14 protein-coding genes are annotated in these 16,769 nt (G+C 35.2%); 7 read left to right on the top strand and 7 right to left on the bottom strand.

Annotation, left to right across the window (positions count from 1 at the left end):
• Positions 1 to 229: 229 nt before the first annotated feature.
• Positions 230 to 610 carry a GtrA family protein gene (locus ACFOWA_RS20100; RefSeq protein WP_378988773.1) on the bottom strand — a complete coding sequence of 127 codons (381 nt, stop codon included), beginning with the start codon at positions 608 to 610 and terminating at the stop codon, positions 230 to 232.
• A 2-nt stretch (positions 611 to 612) separates the two neighbouring features.
• Positions 613 to 2,253, bottom strand: coding sequence for an ArnT family glycosyltransferase (locus tag ACFOWA_RS20105; protein WP_378988775.1), 1,641 nt, complete (start codon positions 2,251 to 2,253; stop codon positions 613 to 615).
• An 82-nt stretch (positions 2,254 to 2,335) separates the two neighbouring features.
• On the opposite strand from ACFOWA_RS20105, the gene ACFOWA_RS20110 reads away from it, so the two are divergent.
• From ACFOWA_RS20110 to ACFOWA_RS20120, 3 genes are all read left to right on the top strand, one after another.
• Positions 2,336 to 3,052 (top strand): pyridoxine 5'-phosphate synthase, encoded by a 717-nt coding sequence (locus ACFOWA_RS20110; protein ID WP_378988777.1) that lies wholly within the window; start codon positions 2,336 to 2,338, stop codon positions 3,050 to 3,052.
• A gap of 120 nt (positions 3,053 to 3,172) precedes the next feature.
• The gene (locus tag ACFOWA_RS20115) at positions 3,173 to 4,069 is read left to right on the top strand and encodes an EamA family transporter (RefSeq protein WP_378988779.1); all 897 of its coding nucleotides are present in this window, start codon (positions 3,173 to 3,175) and stop codon (positions 4,067 to 4,069) included.
• 208 nt (positions 4,070 to 4,277) lie between these two features.
• Complete coding sequence (locus ACFOWA_RS20120) at positions 4,278 to 4,841, top strand: hypothetical protein (RefSeq protein ID WP_378988781.1); 564 nt, start codon at positions 4,278 to 4,280, stop codon at positions 4,839 to 4,841.
• Between the two features lie 38 nt (positions 4,842 to 4,879).
• Here the strand turns inward: ACFOWA_RS20120 and ACFOWA_RS20125 are convergent, their stop codons facing one another.
• On the bottom strand, positions 4,880 to 5,731 hold the full coding sequence (locus ACFOWA_RS20125) for a hypothetical protein (protein WP_378988783.1): 852 nt from the start codon (positions 5,729 to 5,731) through the stop codon (positions 4,880 to 4,882).
• A 343-nt stretch (positions 5,732 to 6,074) separates the two neighbouring features.
• Between ACFOWA_RS20125 and gcvP the strand changes: the two genes are divergently transcribed.
• Positions 6,075 to 8,951, top strand: coding sequence for an aminomethyl-transferring glycine dehydrogenase (gcvP, locus tag ACFOWA_RS20130; RefSeq protein ID WP_378988785.1), 2,877 nt, complete (start codon positions 6,075 to 6,077; stop codon positions 8,949 to 8,951).
• 563 nt (positions 8,952 to 9,514) lie between these two features.
• Here the strand turns inward: gcvP and ACFOWA_RS20135 are convergent.
• Positions 9,515 to 9,940: a VOC family protein gene (locus tag ACFOWA_RS20135; RefSeq protein WP_378988787.1), complete on the bottom strand. Its 426-nt coding sequence runs from the start codon at positions 9,938 to 9,940 to the stop codon at positions 9,515 to 9,517.
• Positions 9,941 to 10,577: 637 nt separating this feature from the next.
• On the opposite strand from ACFOWA_RS20135, the gene ACFOWA_RS20140 reads away from it, so the two are divergent.
• Positions 10,578 to 11,165 (top strand): YceI family protein, encoded by a 588-nt coding sequence (locus tag ACFOWA_RS20140; protein ID WP_378988789.1) that lies wholly within the window; start codon positions 10,578 to 10,580, stop codon positions 11,163 to 11,165.
• Positions 11,166 to 11,230: 65 nt separating this feature from the next.
• On the top strand, positions 11,231 to 11,590 hold the full coding sequence (locus ACFOWA_RS20145) for a ribosomal maturation YjgA family protein (RefSeq protein WP_378988791.1): 360 nt from the start codon (positions 11,231 to 11,233) through the stop codon (positions 11,588 to 11,590).
• A gap of 197 nt (positions 11,591 to 11,787) precedes the next feature.
• On the opposite strand, the gene ACFOWA_RS20150 is transcribed toward ACFOWA_RS20145, so the two are convergent.
• The 3 genes from ACFOWA_RS20150 to ileS are packed head-to-tail and all read right to left on the bottom strand — an operon-like array spanning position 11,788 to position 16,208.
• On the bottom strand, positions 11,788 to 12,390 hold the full coding sequence (locus ACFOWA_RS20150) for a lipoprotein signal peptidase (RefSeq protein ID WP_378988793.1): 603 nt from the start codon (positions 12,388 to 12,390) through the stop codon (positions 11,788 to 11,790).
• Complete coding sequence (locus ACFOWA_RS20155) at positions 12,390 to 12,773, bottom strand: TraR/DksA family transcriptional regulator (RefSeq protein WP_123206568.1); 384 nt, start codon at positions 12,771 to 12,773, stop codon at positions 12,390 to 12,392. The genes ACFOWA_RS20150 and ACFOWA_RS20155 overlap by 1 nt, the downstream gene beginning before the upstream one ends.
• 30 nt (positions 12,774 to 12,803) lie before the next feature.
• Positions 12,804 to 16,208, bottom strand: a complete 3,405-nt coding sequence (ileS, locus tag ACFOWA_RS20160; protein WP_378988795.1) for an isoleucine--tRNA ligase — start codon at positions 16,206 to 16,208, stop codon at positions 12,804 to 12,806.
• 268 nt (positions 16,209 to 16,476) lie between these two features.
• Here ileS and ACFOWA_RS20165 point away from each other — a divergent pair, with 268 nt between their 5' ends.
• A complete protein-coding gene (locus ACFOWA_RS20165; protein ID WP_378988797.1) occupies positions 16,477 to 16,749 on the top strand; it encodes an isoleucyl-tRNA synthetase in 273 nt (90 codons plus the stop codon).
• Positions 16,750 to 16,769: the final 20 nt, after the last annotated feature.

Here is a 16,769-nt window from a genome sequence, read left to right on the forward strand (position 1 = left end):
GTCAGATGGTAAATACATTTGTAATGTTGTACATGTTATTATTCATCAAGGAATCAAACACTTATTTAAAATCTTTCTAATTTAATTCAAATCCGTTATCTTTACCATAACGCAATGAACAAAGAAAAACTAACATTTTGGTTTAAGCGGGTTGGATTAGTAGGGTTTTTATTCTTCCTGATTAAAGGATTAATTTGGCTTGTTGTGTTTTATTTTATTGGCAAAAACGTTACTTAAATGTAAACAACATATTTGCAATAAAATTCCATACAAATACAATAACTATAGCAAAAAATTTCGCCACATAAAAGTTTGTTCCATTTTTGCGCTGATGGAAAAGATATATTATTATCGTATTTAGGGCCAATCCAATTAAACTAACTGCTAAAAACTTACTAAACTCTGTCCCCCAGTGTGCGTTCGTGCTTTGGAAAGTCCACACCCTATTAATTAAGTAATTATTGGTTACAGCCAATACAAAACCAATGGCGTTTGAAATATATTTATTAATCTTGATCTTCTCTTTGCATAACCAGGTTGCTCCAAAATCAATTGCCATCCCCAATAAGCCTGTTAAACCAAACTTTATAATGCGTAGAAATAAATCCATCTTTAATGTAATTTAACCAAATAAAAACGCTCTAAAACCTGGCTGCGGGTTTTTGCATTAAAAAATTTAGCTGTTAATTTAGAGATGTGGAAGTATTCGAACGATTTTAAAACTTCTGCATGATATTCCTTTTTTAATCTTGGTAATTCTGCTTCTGGCACATAAATAACCAAATCTATTGTCGCTTTGGTCTTATCTAAATCGGCGTAGTTATAAAAATATTTCACTTCGCCGGGAGCATAAAAATCAAAAGAGAAAGCATCAATATAATTTAAAACCGCTGGTTTTGCCTTTGGGTAATTTCTTTTAAGCCAATTTCCGGCATGCATACCAGATTCATATTTCAAAAGAGCAGGGTAGAAGAATATGAAAAGAAAAAGCGCAAGCGATAAGGAAGTAGCTGCACTTCGGCCAATTAAGGTTTTAATATCATTGCCTTTAAAAAAGAAAAACGTTACGAAATCACCTGCTAAAATAAAAAATAATACCAAATATGAATTTTCAAAGCCAAACAAAAACCAGATAACGCTCAATAGAACAAATACTATAACTAAAACTACATTTTGTACTGTTAAAAATATTTGTAATGCCTTGCCTTCCAGTTTCTGAAGAAACAGTGCAGTAATTATAGCAAACTGAGGAAAAATAATTAATACGTAGTGGGGAAGTTGAAATTTGGAAAGAGAAAAGATAAGAAATGTAACTGTTGTACTTGCCCAAATGATGATGCTTTCTGGAGCCAGATTTTCTCTATTTTTCTTTTTAAATAAATTTACAACCGCAGCATACAGCAAAACCGACCAAGGCAAAAATGCCCAAAGTGTTGTATGAAAAAAGAATGAAATATCTCCCTTACCCTTAATTGGTCCGTTATTAAAAAATCGCCCAAACTGACTATCCCAAAAGAAAAATTTTAATCCAGATACTCCAGTTCTGTTAAATACAACTTTCTCTGGGTGCATATCAAACTGCGTATAGAGCGCATATAATTCTGGTGTGATGAAAACTAAAATTAGCAATATGGCAACGTACCATTTTGGGTTTATCAACTGCTTATATTGTTTTGTAAATAGCCAATAAATAATAAAGCCCGCAAAAACCGGTATCAATACAAAAATTCCCTTTATAAGTATAGCGCAAGCTGCAAAAAACGAACCTGCAACTATATGCCAAAATGAATTATGCTGAGCTTTATAGTAATGATAAATGGAAGCTAAAGTAAAAGTTGTGATGTAAATTTCTGCTCTAACATCGAATGTTGAGGTTATAATGTGAAGTGCACTAAGAAAGATTAAGGAACTGATTAATGCAGTTTTCTCCTCATAAATATCGCAGGCAAGTTTGTATAAGTACCATGCGCCGAGCAAGCCAACTAGAAATGATGGAAACTTATATGCAAAAGATGAAATACCAAAAATTTTAAAAGATGCAGCGGTTATCCAAAACATTAAATGTGGTTTGTCCAACCAATCTGCCCCGCGACCGTAAAGATTAAACCAATCATTGTAAAGTATAATGTTTTTAGACATGGATGCATAAAGCGTTCCATCTGGTTCTAATATGCTACTAAAAAGTGCAGGAATACTCGCTAAGGTGAGTAAAACGATTAGGAGTTTATATAATTTTGTATCCTTTATCTTCATTTTGCTTCGAACAAATATGAGCAAAAAATTCAAATTTAGTTAACATTCCCTATTAATAAAGGCAAAGCTATATCTTTGCTGAATGACAAAGTTATCGGTTAACATCAATAAAATTGCCACCTTACGTAACAGTCGTGGAGGCAATAATCCTGATTTGGTAAAAGTTGCCTTAGATTGTGAGGCATTTGGTGCGCTAGGAATAACAGTACATCCTCGTCCAGATGAGCGTCATATCCGCTATCAGGATGTTTATGATTTAAAAGCTGCCATTTCTACTGAATTTAATATCGAAGGAAATTGCAAAGAAGATAAATTTGTTGATTTAGTTCTTGCAAATAAACCGGCTCAAGTTACATTGGTTCCCGATGCTGAGGGTCAAATTACTTCTAACCATGGTTGGGATACCATTAAACATAAAGATTATTTGAAAGAAATGGTTACTGTTTTCCAGAAGGAAGGCATTCGAGTTTCTATTTTTGTTGATCCGGTTGTAGAAATGGTTGAAGGTGCAGCAGAGACAGGAACGGATAGAATCGAGTTATATACCGAGGCTTACGCACACAATTATTTTGCTGATAGAGAAAAAGCTATTGTAAATTACGTTGCTGCAGCTCACCATGCAAATCATTTAAAATTGGGTATTAATGCCGGGCATGATTTGGACTTACATAATCTTCATTACTTTGCTCAAAGCATCCCAGGTTTGTTAGAAGTTTCTATTGGTCATGCATTAATTAGCGATGCGCTTTATCTGGGACTAGAAACTACCATTAAAAAATATTTACAGCAACTTACTTAAAAAGCTGAAAGACTAAATTAAACAGCTTACTCCCGTTCATATTGTCATGTTGAGCCTGTCGAAACTTTTAGTTGTTCTTCGACAAGCTCAGAATGACAAGTCTACTTATAAAATCATATAATGCTAAAAGGAATTCTCCTTGTTTTTTTTGGTGCCTGCAGTTTCGGTATCCTTTCTACTTTTGTTAAACTTGCTTATCATGATGGCTATACTTTGGGTGATGTAACTGGTGCACAGGCATTTTTTGGTGCAGTAATTTTGTGGATTTTATTTTTCTTTCAAACCAAAACATCAACATATAAATCAAAAGAAATTAAAATTAAAACACCCTGGTGGAAAATGATTTTAGCAGGAACCTGCACCGGAATGGTTAGCATCTTTTATTATCAATGTGTAAAGTTGGTTCCAAATTCTGTTGCGATAGTTTTATTGATGCAATTTATTTGGATGAGCATTTTGCTAGAATTTATCATCTACAAAAAAAAGCCTAGCGCATTACAATTTCTGGCAATTCTCTTGGTTTTATTTGGAACAGTTTTAGCAAGTGGTATGATTGAAGCTAAAATTTCAGCATTAAATTTAACAGGAATAGGCTTCGGTTTGCTTGCTGCGATAGCTTATGCGGGCTTTTTAATGTTAAGTGGTAAAATAGGAAACGAATATCCACCATTGCAGAAGGGTGCTTTAATGATAACGGGAGCCTGCATTTTAATCTTCATAATTTTCCCTCCAGTCTTTTTATTTAATGGAGCATTAAGTGGTTCGTTATTAAAATGGGGATTAATTATTTCGGTTTTTGGAACAGTAATACCGCCATTATTTTACGCAGAAGGCGTTCCTCGTATTGGCACAGCATTAAGTTCTATTTTAAGTGCTGCTGAATTGCCCGTAGCAGTTATGATGGCTGGTTTTGTTTTGCAAGAACAGGTTTCGGTTTTACGATGGATTGGTGTAGTCGTGATTTTATCAGCAATGGTTTTGCCAAATTTGAAGTACTTAAAACAAAAAAGTATTTAACAGAAAAGTTCGCAAAGCTGGTGCTTAGAAACCACAGAGAACACTCAGTAAAAGCACAGAGCAAACAAAGTCCTGTTGCAATTCTCTGTCCTATCTGTGAATCTACTTATACTCTGTGGTAAAATATCTTCTTTTCCTTTGCGAAAAACTTAGCGTTTTTTGCAGTTGAAATAAAATTAGATACCTTTAAAACACAAAAAATAGTCAAATGAAAAAACTTATTAATTATATTTTATCACTAATCATTATCGGTTTTGCCGCTTGTACACCCAAAACTACTATTAACCAAGAAGAAGCAGGTTCTGTTATAACAGAATATTTGGTAGCAAACCCAGAATATAAAACTACTCGTTTCGATTTTGGCGAGATAAAATTTAGCAGCAAAAATGATAAATTGGATTTAGCCAAATATAAAATTTTGGAAAGTAAAGGGATGGTTTCATTAGCATTAAAAGAAGCTAGCAAGAAATTTCTATCGAAGGATAGTAGCTTTGTTTACCAAATAACTTTAACCGAAAAAGCTAGTCCGTTGGTTTTAAAACAGGATGAAGATAAGGCTACCGTAAAAGTTGTAGAATATGTATTATCAGATGAAAAACCAGTCGATTTTTCTCAGGTAAATTCAAGTACTGCTAAAGTAACCGTTTCGCTTAAAAAGGTAAATACAGATTTTGCTCCATTTGATAAAGATGGTAGCGAAAACAGCAACTTCATCACTAAAACTTACAAGCTAAAGCTAAGTAAAGATGAAGGCTGGAAAGTTCAGAAATAAGTATTAAAATGAAAGAAAGGGTAAAAAAAGTGATTTATTTACCCTTTCTTTTTGGTAAACCAATTTTTAAACTTTTTAAAAACATCTTCTTTTTTAGCTTTTGGTTTACCATCATGCGTTAAATTATTATCGTAATGGTCTTGCAATTCAGCAGCATATTTTTTCTGGGCCACTTTTCCTTTATTTAGCAGCTTAATGTATTCTACAACATTAAAATTTAGTGTGCTATTAAAAGATACTGCATGATATTCACTTCTATCTTTGGGTAGATTGTTTACGTTAATTTCTGCAGAACCATTTTCAGAAAAGTAATCAATATGAAAAATTTGTGGATTAAGTTTTTTCAATCTTTTTGTTGCTCTTCTTTCGTTTCTCCACGGATGTTCGTTTTTAAAAAGTTGAGCCAATAAATAATCCTTTTTCCAAAGGGTAACTTGGTGCGACATTAAATAATCCGATTTCCGATTATCTATCTCCGATACATTAAACCCCTCAATGAAATTATCCGTCGGTTTAGTTTTATAAACATCCGAACTGTGAAGTTTTACATGTTTCCAATCGTTTTTAATAGCTTCATCAAATAGTTCTGTAAAAAATTTTCTATTCACAGGCTTGCTCAACCACATATCTTCCTGAAAATAAAGAATGTAATCTTCTTCAATTTTATTTTTTAATAAGAAAGCTAGTCGGTCGGCCCATGCTCCATTACCTGATTTAATATTTTCAAAGCCATTAATTTTTGCATCTAATTCTTCAGTTGCGAAATAATAATTGCCAGGAATTTTAAAATCCCAATGTGCTGAAAAAAAGTGATCAAAGCCTTGAAATAGAAATTCATACCTATCGCAGGCATGAACTAAAATAGCAACATTATTTTTTTTGGAACTCATAAAATTTATATGGCTGTGATGTTTTATCAAAGGTAATAAAACTGCCTTTATAACGTCTTTGAATATTACAACATTACTTCTTCGCTTTAACAATTTAAAACATAAAAAGAGTGAAAGTCAATGATTTTATCATATCGTTTACAAAATAGTATCAAAATCTATTGAATGCATCTACAACCAACCTTTAGTAACATGTTCAACACAATCGTTTGATAGGAACAATTATAATTCTGAAGTAAAATCATGGCGAAATATCCATCTCGATATATGATTTTTACACAGGTTTATGGCTTAAAACATAAGCGAAATTCCTACCTTTGCGGCATCTTATTATTCATATAGCATGAGCTTAAACATCCACTACAAAGAAGAGTTTCAAAACCGACATATTGCGCCAAACCAGGAAGATACTGAGGCAATGTTGCAAACCGTTGGCGTTAATTCGATTGATGATTTAATTGAACAAACTGTACCGGCAACAATTAGGTTAAAACAACCTTTAAATTTGCCAGCTGCGAAATCAGAAACTGAATATCTTGGTGCTTTAAAGCAAACTTCATTGTTAAATAAAGTTTTTAAGAGCTTTATCGGACAGGGTTATTACGATACCATTACGCCAGGTGTTATTTTGCGTAACGTTTTTGAAAACCCGGGATGGTACACTCAATATACACCATATCAGGCAGAAATTGCTCAAGGTAGATTGCAGGCTTTGTTAAATTTTCAAACCATGGTTATCGATTTAACCGGAATGGAAATTGCCAATGCTTCACTTTTAGATGAAGGTACTGCTGCGGCTGAAGCGATGTTTATGCAATACAGCACACGCAAAAACCAGGCAGCTAAAAAATATTTCGTATCCGAATTGGTTTTCGCTCAAACCATCGATATTTTAAAAACCCGTGCTAATCCTTACGGAATTGAATTGGTGATTGGTAGCCATTTGGATTTCGTTACAACGGAAGATTTCTTTGGTGCAATTGTTCAATATCCGGCAGGAAATGGTGAAGTTTTCGATTATAAAAACTTTGCTGCAGAGCTGCACAATCAAAATATTAAATTAACGGTAGCGGCTGATATTTTAAGCTTAACCTTATTAACGCCTCCAGGCGAGTGGGGTGCAGATATTGTGGTTGGTACAACACAACGTTTCGGTATTCCGATGGGTTTTGGTGGACCACATGCCGCATTTTTTGCAACTAAAGATGAATATAAACGTTCTATCCCTGGTCGTATAATCGGTGTAACCATCGATAGCCATGGCGATTACGCTTTACGTATGGCTTTGCAAACCCGCGAGCAACACATCCGTAGAGATAAAGCAACGTCAAACATTTGTACTGCACAAGCCTTGTTGGCTATTATGGCAGGTTTTTATGCTGCTTACCACGGTCCGAAAGGATTAAAAGCCATTGCAGAACGTACGCATGGTTTGGCAATCAGCTTAGCATCAACCATTAAAAATTTAGGTTACGAGCAATTAAGTTCTGTGTATTTCGATACCATTCGTTTCGAATTGGGCGATTTAAGAGGTGGTATTCAATCGGGTTGTATTGATAACGAAATCAATTTAAATTATTCGGGTAGTGTAGTTAGTATTTCTGTTGATGAAACCACCACGTTTGAAGACGTTGCTTTAATTGCAAAAATCTTTGCTAAAGTTAAGGCGATTGCAGCTGATGAAGTGGAAGTTGTAGAGAATGTAGAAACTGTTATTCCTGCTGAATTGCAACGTACATCGGCATTTTTAACACATCCGGTTTTCAATTCACATCATTCAGAACATGAAATGCTGCGCTACATAAAATCGTTAGAGGCAAAAGATTTATCGCTTTGCCACTCTATGATTGCTTTGGGTAGTTGCACCATGAAATTAAACGCAACTGCAGAAATGATTCCGGTTACCTGGTCACATTTTGGTCGCATCCATCCATTTGCTCCGGCCGACCAAGTTTTAGGTTATTATTCTGTTTTTAATGAATTAGATAAATGGTTAAGCGAAATCACGGGTTTTGCAGCCATGAGTTTACAGCCAAATGCTGGTGCTCAGGGAGAATACGCTGGCTTAATGGTTATCCGTGCTTATCACCACGATAGAGGCGATTTCCATCGTAATGTAGCTTTAATTCCTGCATCCGCTCACGGTACAAATCCTGCCTCTGCAGCAATGGCCGATATGAAAATTGTTGTTGTAAAATCTTTAGAAAACGGCAACATTGATGTTGAAGATTTAAAAGCTAAAGCAGAATTACATAAAGAAAATCTTTCTTGTTTGATGGTAACTTATCCATCAACTCATGGTGTATTCGAAGAAAGTATTATCGAAATTTGCGCAACCATTCACGCCAATGGCGGTCAGGTTTACATGGATGGTGCAAATATGAACGCACAGGTTGGTTTAACAAGTCCGGCTAATATTGGAGCTGATGTTTGCCATTTAAATCTTCACAAAACTTTCTGCATTCCTCACGGCGGTGGTGGTCCTGGTATGGGTCCAATCGGTGTGGCAAAACATTTAGTGCCATATCTGCCTGGTCATGCAGTGGTTGATATTGATAAAGGAAAATCGATCTCTGCGGTTTCTTCTGCACCTTGGGGTTCAGCATCAATTTTGATTATTTCTCACGCCTACATTGCTATGATGGGTGCTGAGGGATTAACCAATGCAACCAAATACGCCATTTTAAATGCAAACTACATGAAAGCTCGTTTGGAGCAACACTATCCGGTGTTATACTCTGGTGCTCAAGGTCGTTGTGCACACGAAATGATTTTAGATTGCCGCTCATTTAAAGCTTTTGGAATCGAAGTGACCGACATCGCTAAGCGTTTAATGGATTATGGTTTCCACGCACCTACGGTTTCATTCCCAGTTGCTGGAACGTTAATGGTTGAGCCTACAGAATCTGAGCCTAAACATGAATTAGACCGTTTCTGTGATGCATTAATCGCCATTAAAAAAGAAGTAGATGAAGTAGAAAACGGTACATTCGATAAAATTGATAACCCGCTAAAAAATGCGCCGCACACGGTTTCGGTAATTACAGCAAACGAATGGGAGCATGCTTACAGCCGTCAAACAGCAGCGTTTCCATTGCCTTATGTGTTAGAGCGTAAGTTCTGGCCATCAGTTGGTCGCGTTAACGATAGCCACGGAGACCGTTCATTAATTTGTGCTTGTCCGCCAGTTGAAAGTTATTTGGAAGAAATAGTACCTTAGGGATGTAAGATGGGAAATGGTTTTCTTTCCATCTCCTTAATTAAGCCCGATCGTTATTGTTAGAAGGCTTTTTCAGCCGACGTGGCAATCTTATCCATATAAAATCATCTGCAAGTTCTGTAAATTCATTTTTATAAAGCTTGCAGATTTTTTTTTGGAAATGAACGTTTAGAATTTCATCGGGAACTGCAGTCCTGCCATTCGCTGTAGCCCTCGTAGAAAAAACTCGGGGCTGCCACTCCTGTCAGGTTTAAAAACAACGGTAGTCGGCAGTAAATATCTGGATATTTCAGTACTCAACTTTACTTGCACATCGCTATCTGCAATATATATCCCCCGCTGGATGGGGCAATGGTGGGGAAATTTCGTAAATTATCTTTTACAAAGCTTACAGATTTGTTTTGGAAATGAACGTTTAGAATTTCATCGGGTAAAGCAGTCCTGCCATACGCTGTAGCCCTCGTAGAAAAAACTCGGGGCTGCCGCTTCTGTCAGGTTTAAAAACAAAGGTTGGTTAATAGCCCAAACTATAACAATTAATTACCGATAAGAAAATTGGAAACTTATTTGAATGCCCCAAAATGCCATAAATTACCAGCTGGGTCATGTAAGAAACATTCTTCGCCCCAATCTTCATATTTAATTGGTGATAGTTTAACCTTATATTTAGTTGTTAAGTTCAAAGCTGAAAGTTCGTTGTAAAAACGGTTAACATCATCAACCTCCATAAATATCATGGTGTTTTCGATCCAGTCTTTTACATAAGCATCTTGCAAATAAAAAGCCATATTTCCAGTTTTAAAAACCGACATGTGCTTGCCAAGGGTAACTTCTTCAAAACCTAAGTCGCGATAGAAATTTCTTGATGTTTCAAAGTCTTTGGCGCCAATAAAAGGTCGTATTGATTTTGCGTTGTGGTTCATGCCTGTTGGAATTGTATAACTAAGATAGTCGGTTTTTTTGGCATCTACAATTCGAAATAGCAGCACAACATTAATTATTTACACGGGATTGAAATGGTATCATTTCTTGTTGCGGAAGTTAAAAGGCTTAGCATTTGTTTTGGTCTTTGGGAACACAAGCCGTAGAGTAAGAATTTCTCGGCTACGATCGAAATGACGGTGTTTTATGCAGCCTTAAATGCTTACATAGGCAAAGTTATTTTAGACCCGATAGAGCGTAAAGCCCGGAAGACGAGGAACGAGGATGAGGACTTGAAGCGATAGCGGGAGGAACATTAATAGATGCTTCAAGTATTGCTCTTCTAAAATTTATGGATTTTAAGATATCTTTTTTTTAAATCTTTCACGGTGTTTCGTTTTGTGAAGATATAGACAAAGAAATATCTTCGAAGAAAATGCTGATAGGTGTAATGCAAACTAAAATACGTGTAGAAGAAAAAATTATATAGAGCGGATAAGCCCGAATAACGTAAATAGTAATGCTGTATTTGCTTTCCAAAAATTCTTTAGCAAATTTATATTCACACAAATTAAACCTTACAGCTATAATCATAGTCAATTAGCTTTAAAAGCAAACCGACTATTTTTGAAAAAGTTATCATAGGTCAATAAGAGAATGTCGGTTGTTAGTATATCTTTGTATTATAAATTAAAAAACTAAAAAATGAAATTAAAATTCAGCTCAATCTTTTTATTAGTGGCAGTAGTAGCTTTATCAGCTTTTACAAACCCTAAAAAACCTGTAACATATACTGCAGATGCATCAAAATCGACCATTACATGGGTAGGTAAAAAAGTTACAGGTTCTCATAACGGAACAATTGATTTAAAATCAGGATCATTAAACGTTGATGGTAAAAAAGTAATTGGTGGTACTTTCACCATCGATATGAACTCTATTAAAGATGCAGATGGTAGCGCAAAATTAGAAGGACATTTAAAAGCAGATGATTTTTTTGGTGTTGCTAAATTTCCAACTTCAACTTTTGTAATTACTAAGGTTGCTGGTTCTGGAACAAGTTTAGTAGTATCGGGTAATTTAACTATCAAAGGCATTACAAAACCATTAAGTTTCCCTGCAACTGTTGCTGTAAATGGTGATGGTACTGTTTCTGCATTAGCAGGTAAAATTACTGTTGATAGAACTAAATATGATATTCGTTACGGTTCGAAATCTTTCTTCGATAGCATTGGCGACAAAGCAATTGATGATAACTTCGAATTATCAGTTAAATTAGTAGCTAAAAAATAATTGCTCTGTTTAAAGAAATTGAAAGGTCTCGATATTTATCGAGACCTTTTTTCGTTTAATCACCTATGAAATTGACATTTAACTTAAAGTTCTTATTCATCTTCATTGCAATTCTAATTATTGAGGTATTAATCGCGATTTATTTGCATGATGCTTTTATAAGGCCGTTTGGTGGTGATGTGTTGGTAGTTGTGCTGATGTATGCTTTTTTCAGGATATTTCTTTTAACTAATAATAGAAAGTTAGCTTTAGGATTATTGATTTTTTCTTTTATAATTGAGTTTCTACAGGATGTTAATTATGTTAATTGGTTGGGTTTGCAAAACAACAAACTTTGGAGCACCGTGCTTGGAACGTACTTTAGCATTTATGATTTGCTGGCATATTTTGTAGGATATTTAATCTGCTTGCTATTTAAAGATTAAGAATGTGCGGTATTGCAATTATGAAACTTGTTGATTTAATATGCAATAAACTTAAAGATTGCTCATTACCTAACTATAACGGAAATGTAGTTTAAGATTTCTTGCATTAAAAAAAGCCCAATTCAGTTAAGAAATGGGCTTTTAATTGCTTTTTAGATATTTAATCGTAAGTCTTAAATCTAAATTCGTAAATCTATTTAATCCTCTACAATTTCACTGTTGATACTCACCTCATCCTTAACATCATCCTTAAAATAGTTTTTTTGGAAGATTAAAATTAAGATTACCCCAACAGAAATTGCTGCATCGGCTAGGTTAAAAACTGGTCTGAAGAATACAAATTCATCGCCACCCCAAATCGGAATCCAGGTTGGGAAATGCCCTTCGGCAATTGGAAAGTAAAACATATCTACTACACGGCCATGAAATAAACTTTCGTAGCCATAAATTTTACCATAAAATACCGAGTCGATAATGTTACCTAAAGCACCAGAAAATATTAGCGCTACGTTTAAAATTAAACCGCGGTGGTATTTGTGTTTGATTAAATAGTGTAAACCATAACCAATCCCGGCTACAGCTACAATTCTAAATAAGGATAAAGCTAGTTTTCCAAACTCTCCACCAAATTCCATCCCGAAAGCCATCCCATTATTTTCGGTAAAGTGGATGATAAACCATTTACCAATAATGTTAAACTCCTGGCCTAAATACATGTTTGTTTTAACCCAGGTTTTTATCAGCTGATCGGCTAATAAAACTAAGAAAATCAATATTAAAGGTTTTGTGTAGCCTTTCATTAATTCTGCTTTAATTTAGCTTCCATGCTTAATGTTGCATGCGGTACAGCACGTAAACGTTCTTTTGGAATTAATTTACCAGTCTCACGGCAAACACCGTAAGTTTTGTTTTCAATACGAACCAATGCATTTTCTAAGTTATCAATGAACTTTTTCTGACGAGCAGCTAATTGATTGATTTGCTCTTTTTCCATCGTAGCAGAACCATCTTCTAATGTTTTATAAGCACCAGAAGTATCTTCTGTACCATTCGCATTTGGGTTACTTAGAGATGTTGTTAGCGCATTAAGTTCTTCTTTAGAACTGCGTAATTTATCTTGAATTAATTCTTTAAATTCTTGTAGTTCACTGTCTGAGTAGCGGGTTTTATTGCTGTTTTCCATGCTTTTAATTTAGTTTTCTAATATATGGATTTATATTTTAGTTACTGAAATGCTTAAGTCAACATCATCGATAGTGATTTTGTTTGCATTTGCAACCGTATCTGTTAATTCTAGTTCATCGGCCAAAATTTCTGCGCAAATGTATGCCTTGTTTTTAGCAATTGCATCAGCCACAAGGTTATCATTTTGTAAAGCAACTTTTATTCTATCGGTTACTTCGAAGTTTAATTCTTTACGCAAATTCTGAATCCGGTTTACCAATTCTCTTGATATACCTTCTTGTTTCAAGTCATCTGATATGGTAACATCTAAAGCAACTGTTAAATTGCCCAGATTTGTAACCTGCCATCCAGGAATATCTTCTGCAAAAACTTCAACATCTCCATTTAAATCGATGGTAAACTCTACATCATTGCTACCAACAACCGTTAAAAAGCCTTCGTTTTCTAAACGCTGAATATCATCCTGATTGGCATTTTCTAGAGCTTCTTTAACTAAACTCATATCTTTACCAACTTTTTTTCCTAATGATTTAAAGTTAGGTTTAAGTTTTTTCTTAACGATGCCATGTGTATCTGTTATAAATTCGATATGCTTAACATTTGTTTCTGAAAGGATATAATCAGCAACTTTTGAAATCTTTTGTTCAAAATCGCCATTTAATGATGGTATAAGGATTTTGGCTAAAGGCTGACGAACGTTGATGCTTGATTTTTTACGTAGGGATAAAACCATTGAGGAAATATCTTGCGCATAAACCATTCTTTCGTTTAATGCTGCATCAATTAAGCTTTTATCAGCCTCTTTCCATAGTGTTAAATGTACCGATTCTTCTGCATGTGCATCGGTAACAGTTAGGTTTCTGTACAACCAATCGGCAAAGAAAGGTGCAACAGGGCTCATCAGCTGTGCTAAAGTTTCTAAACAAGTATAAAGCGTTTCGTAAGCAGCACGTTTATCATCTGTCATTTCGCCTTTCCAAAAACGGCGGCGACTTAACCGGATGTACCAATTGCTTAAATGTTCATCTACAAAGGTTTGTATTGCTCTAGATGCTTTTGTTGGCTCATAGGTGTTGTAAGCTTCATCAACTTCGCTAATTAAGTTTTGCAATAACGATAAAATCCAACGATCTAGTTCAGTTCTTTCTTCAACTTTACTTAAATTATTTTTGTCGATTTCGAACTTATCGATATTGGCGTACAAAGCGAAAAACGCATAAGTGTTGTAAAGTGTTCCGAAAAATTTCCGGCGAACTTCATCCAGTCCTTCTATACTAAATTTGAGGTTATCCCATGGCGATGCATTGCTAATCATATACCAACGTGTTGCATCGGCACTGTAGGTTTCGATGGTGCTAAATGGATCAACTGCGTTGCCTAAACGTTTAGACATTTTATTGCCATTCTTATCCAGCACCAAGCCATTTGAAACTACATTTTTAAATGCTACACCTGGATTTCCAACCTTCTCATTTACGGCTTTAATTTCATCACTGGTCTCGCTTAACATTACTGCAATTGCATGTAAAGTAAAAAACCAACCACGAGTTTGATCTACACCTTCTGCAATAAAATCTGCAGGGTAGGCATTATCAAATTCCTCTTTGTTTTCGAACGGAAAATGCCATTGCGCATAAGGCATGGCGCCGCTATCAAACCAAACATCAATCAGGTCAGTTTCGCGACTCATTTTTTCGCCTTTTGATGAAGTTAAAATCACATCATCAACATAAGGGCGGTGCATATCTTTCAGCTCAAAGCCTGCAGGCATAAAGCCAGCTTCGATAGATTTAGATATTTCTGAATTCAACTCAGCAATAGAACCGATACATTTTTCCTCTAAACCATCTGCAGTTCTCCAAATTGGAAGGGGAGTTCCCCAATAACGAGAACGTGATAAATTCCAGTCAACCAGGTTTTCAAGCCAATTACCAAAACGACCTGTACCGGTAGATTCAGGTTTCCAGTTAATGGTTTTATTCAGCTCTACCATTTTATCTTTAACAGCTGTTGTTTTGATAAACCAGCTATCTAGAGGATAGTATAAAACAGGTTTATCAGTTCTCCAGCAATGTGGGTAACTGTGTTCGTATTTTTTAACGTCAAAAGCTTTATTGTCTTCTTTTAGTTTAATTGCAATTAAAACATCAGTTGCCCTGAATTCAGGATTATTGCGTTCTTCATCACTATAATATTCTTCCTTTACGTAGCGGCCAGCAAAATCAGTAACCTCTGCAACAAATTTTCCTTGCTTATCAACCAAAGGCAGTTCATTTCCTTTGTCATCAAAAATCATAACCGCCGGAATGCCATTTTCTTTTGCTACACGAAAGTCATCCCCACCAAAAACCGATGCGATGTGAACGATTCCTGTACCATCTTCTGTAGTAACATAATCGGCAGGTATAACGCGAAAAGCGTTTTCCTCTAACTCTGGCGAGGAAACATAATTTAATAATTGGTGGTATTTTAATCCAACCAAATCTTTACCCGCAAACTCAGAAACGATGGTCCATGGAATTAATTTATCACCGCCTTCATAATCTGTGAAGGAAAGGTTTTCAGCTTCTTTTTTAAAGTGTTTAGCCACTAAATCTTTTGCTAAAACAACGCTAACCGGCTCAAAAGTATATTGATTGAAAGTTTTAACTTTTACATAAGCGATTTTTTCGCCAACTGCTAAAGCACCATTACTTGGCAAAGTCCAAGGTGTAGTTGTCCAGGCAATGATAACCGTATCTTCTGCTTCTTCTTCAAATAATTGATTAATTAAAGGATGATTTTGATCTTTCTTAAGTCTGAATTGCGCTGTTATAGAAGTATCTTTCAGCATTTTGTACGTTCCAGGTTGGTTCAATTCATGCGAGCTTAAACCAGTTCCTGCAGCTGGTGAATACGGTTGAACCGTATAACCTTTGTACAAAAAGTTCTTATCGTAAAGTTGTTTTAATATCCACCAAAGGGTTTCAATATATTCGTTTTCGTAAGTGATGTATGGTTTTTCAAGGTCAACCCAATAACCCATTTTTTCGGTCAGGTCGTTCCACACATCCGTATATTTCATTACCTCGGTACGGCAAGCTGCATTGTAATCATCAACGCTTATTTTTTTACCTATATCTTCTTTTGTAATGCCTAATTTTTTTTCAACAGCAAGCTCAATTGGTAAACCATGAGTATCCCAACCGCCTTTGCGTTTAACTTGAAAACCTTTTAGAGTTTTGTAACGGCAAAAAATATCTTTAATAGCACGAGCCATTACGTGGTGAATTCCGGGCATGCCATTGGCAGACGGTGGACCTTCGTAGAAAGTAAATGGATTGGATTTAGGACGGGAAGAAATGCTTTTTTCAAAGATGTTTTCTTTTTTCCAAAAATCCAGTATTTCCTGCCCTATTTTGGCAAGATCTAATTGTTTAAATTCGCTATACATCAATCAAGTACCTCAAAAAATTAAGGATGCAAAGTTAAAGTTTTTCGCTCAATTTTGGTAGTTTTGATGTAAATACTTTTAATGTGAAATTATTTAATATTGGGCTTTTTTGTATGATTATTGCCGTAATCGCTTTGCCAATCGTAGCCATTTTAAGTGTTAAGAATCGAGATTTTGTGCTTTATGCATTTTATTTTTGTGGTGTTTTAGAACTTATTGGGCTAATCCTTATTTTATTTCATATAATTACCTTAAAAAAGAGAAATTCATGATTAAGCTACTTAAGTTACAAAAAGCCGTTTTGGTTTTAATTTTAGGCATACTTTCTTACATCGCATATTTAATTTTAGACGCAAACGAAGTAGATTCAGCTCGTTACTTACAAATTCTATCGGGTATTTTGGTTATGGTAGGTGCACTTTGGCTGCTTTACCCAATTCTTTTTGCTAAAAAAGATGGCGAGGGGAATGCAGAAATTAAAACCGACCCAACAGTTGAAGTTCCGGTAGATGAAGAAGAGAAAAAGCCTGACACGGAATAGAGTAAAGTTATCTCATGAAG

This window comes from Pedobacter lithocola, from assembly GCF_042650845.1.
Lineage (GTDB): Bacteria > Bacteroidota > Bacteroidia > Sphingobacteriales > Sphingobacteriaceae > Pedobacter > Pedobacter lithocola.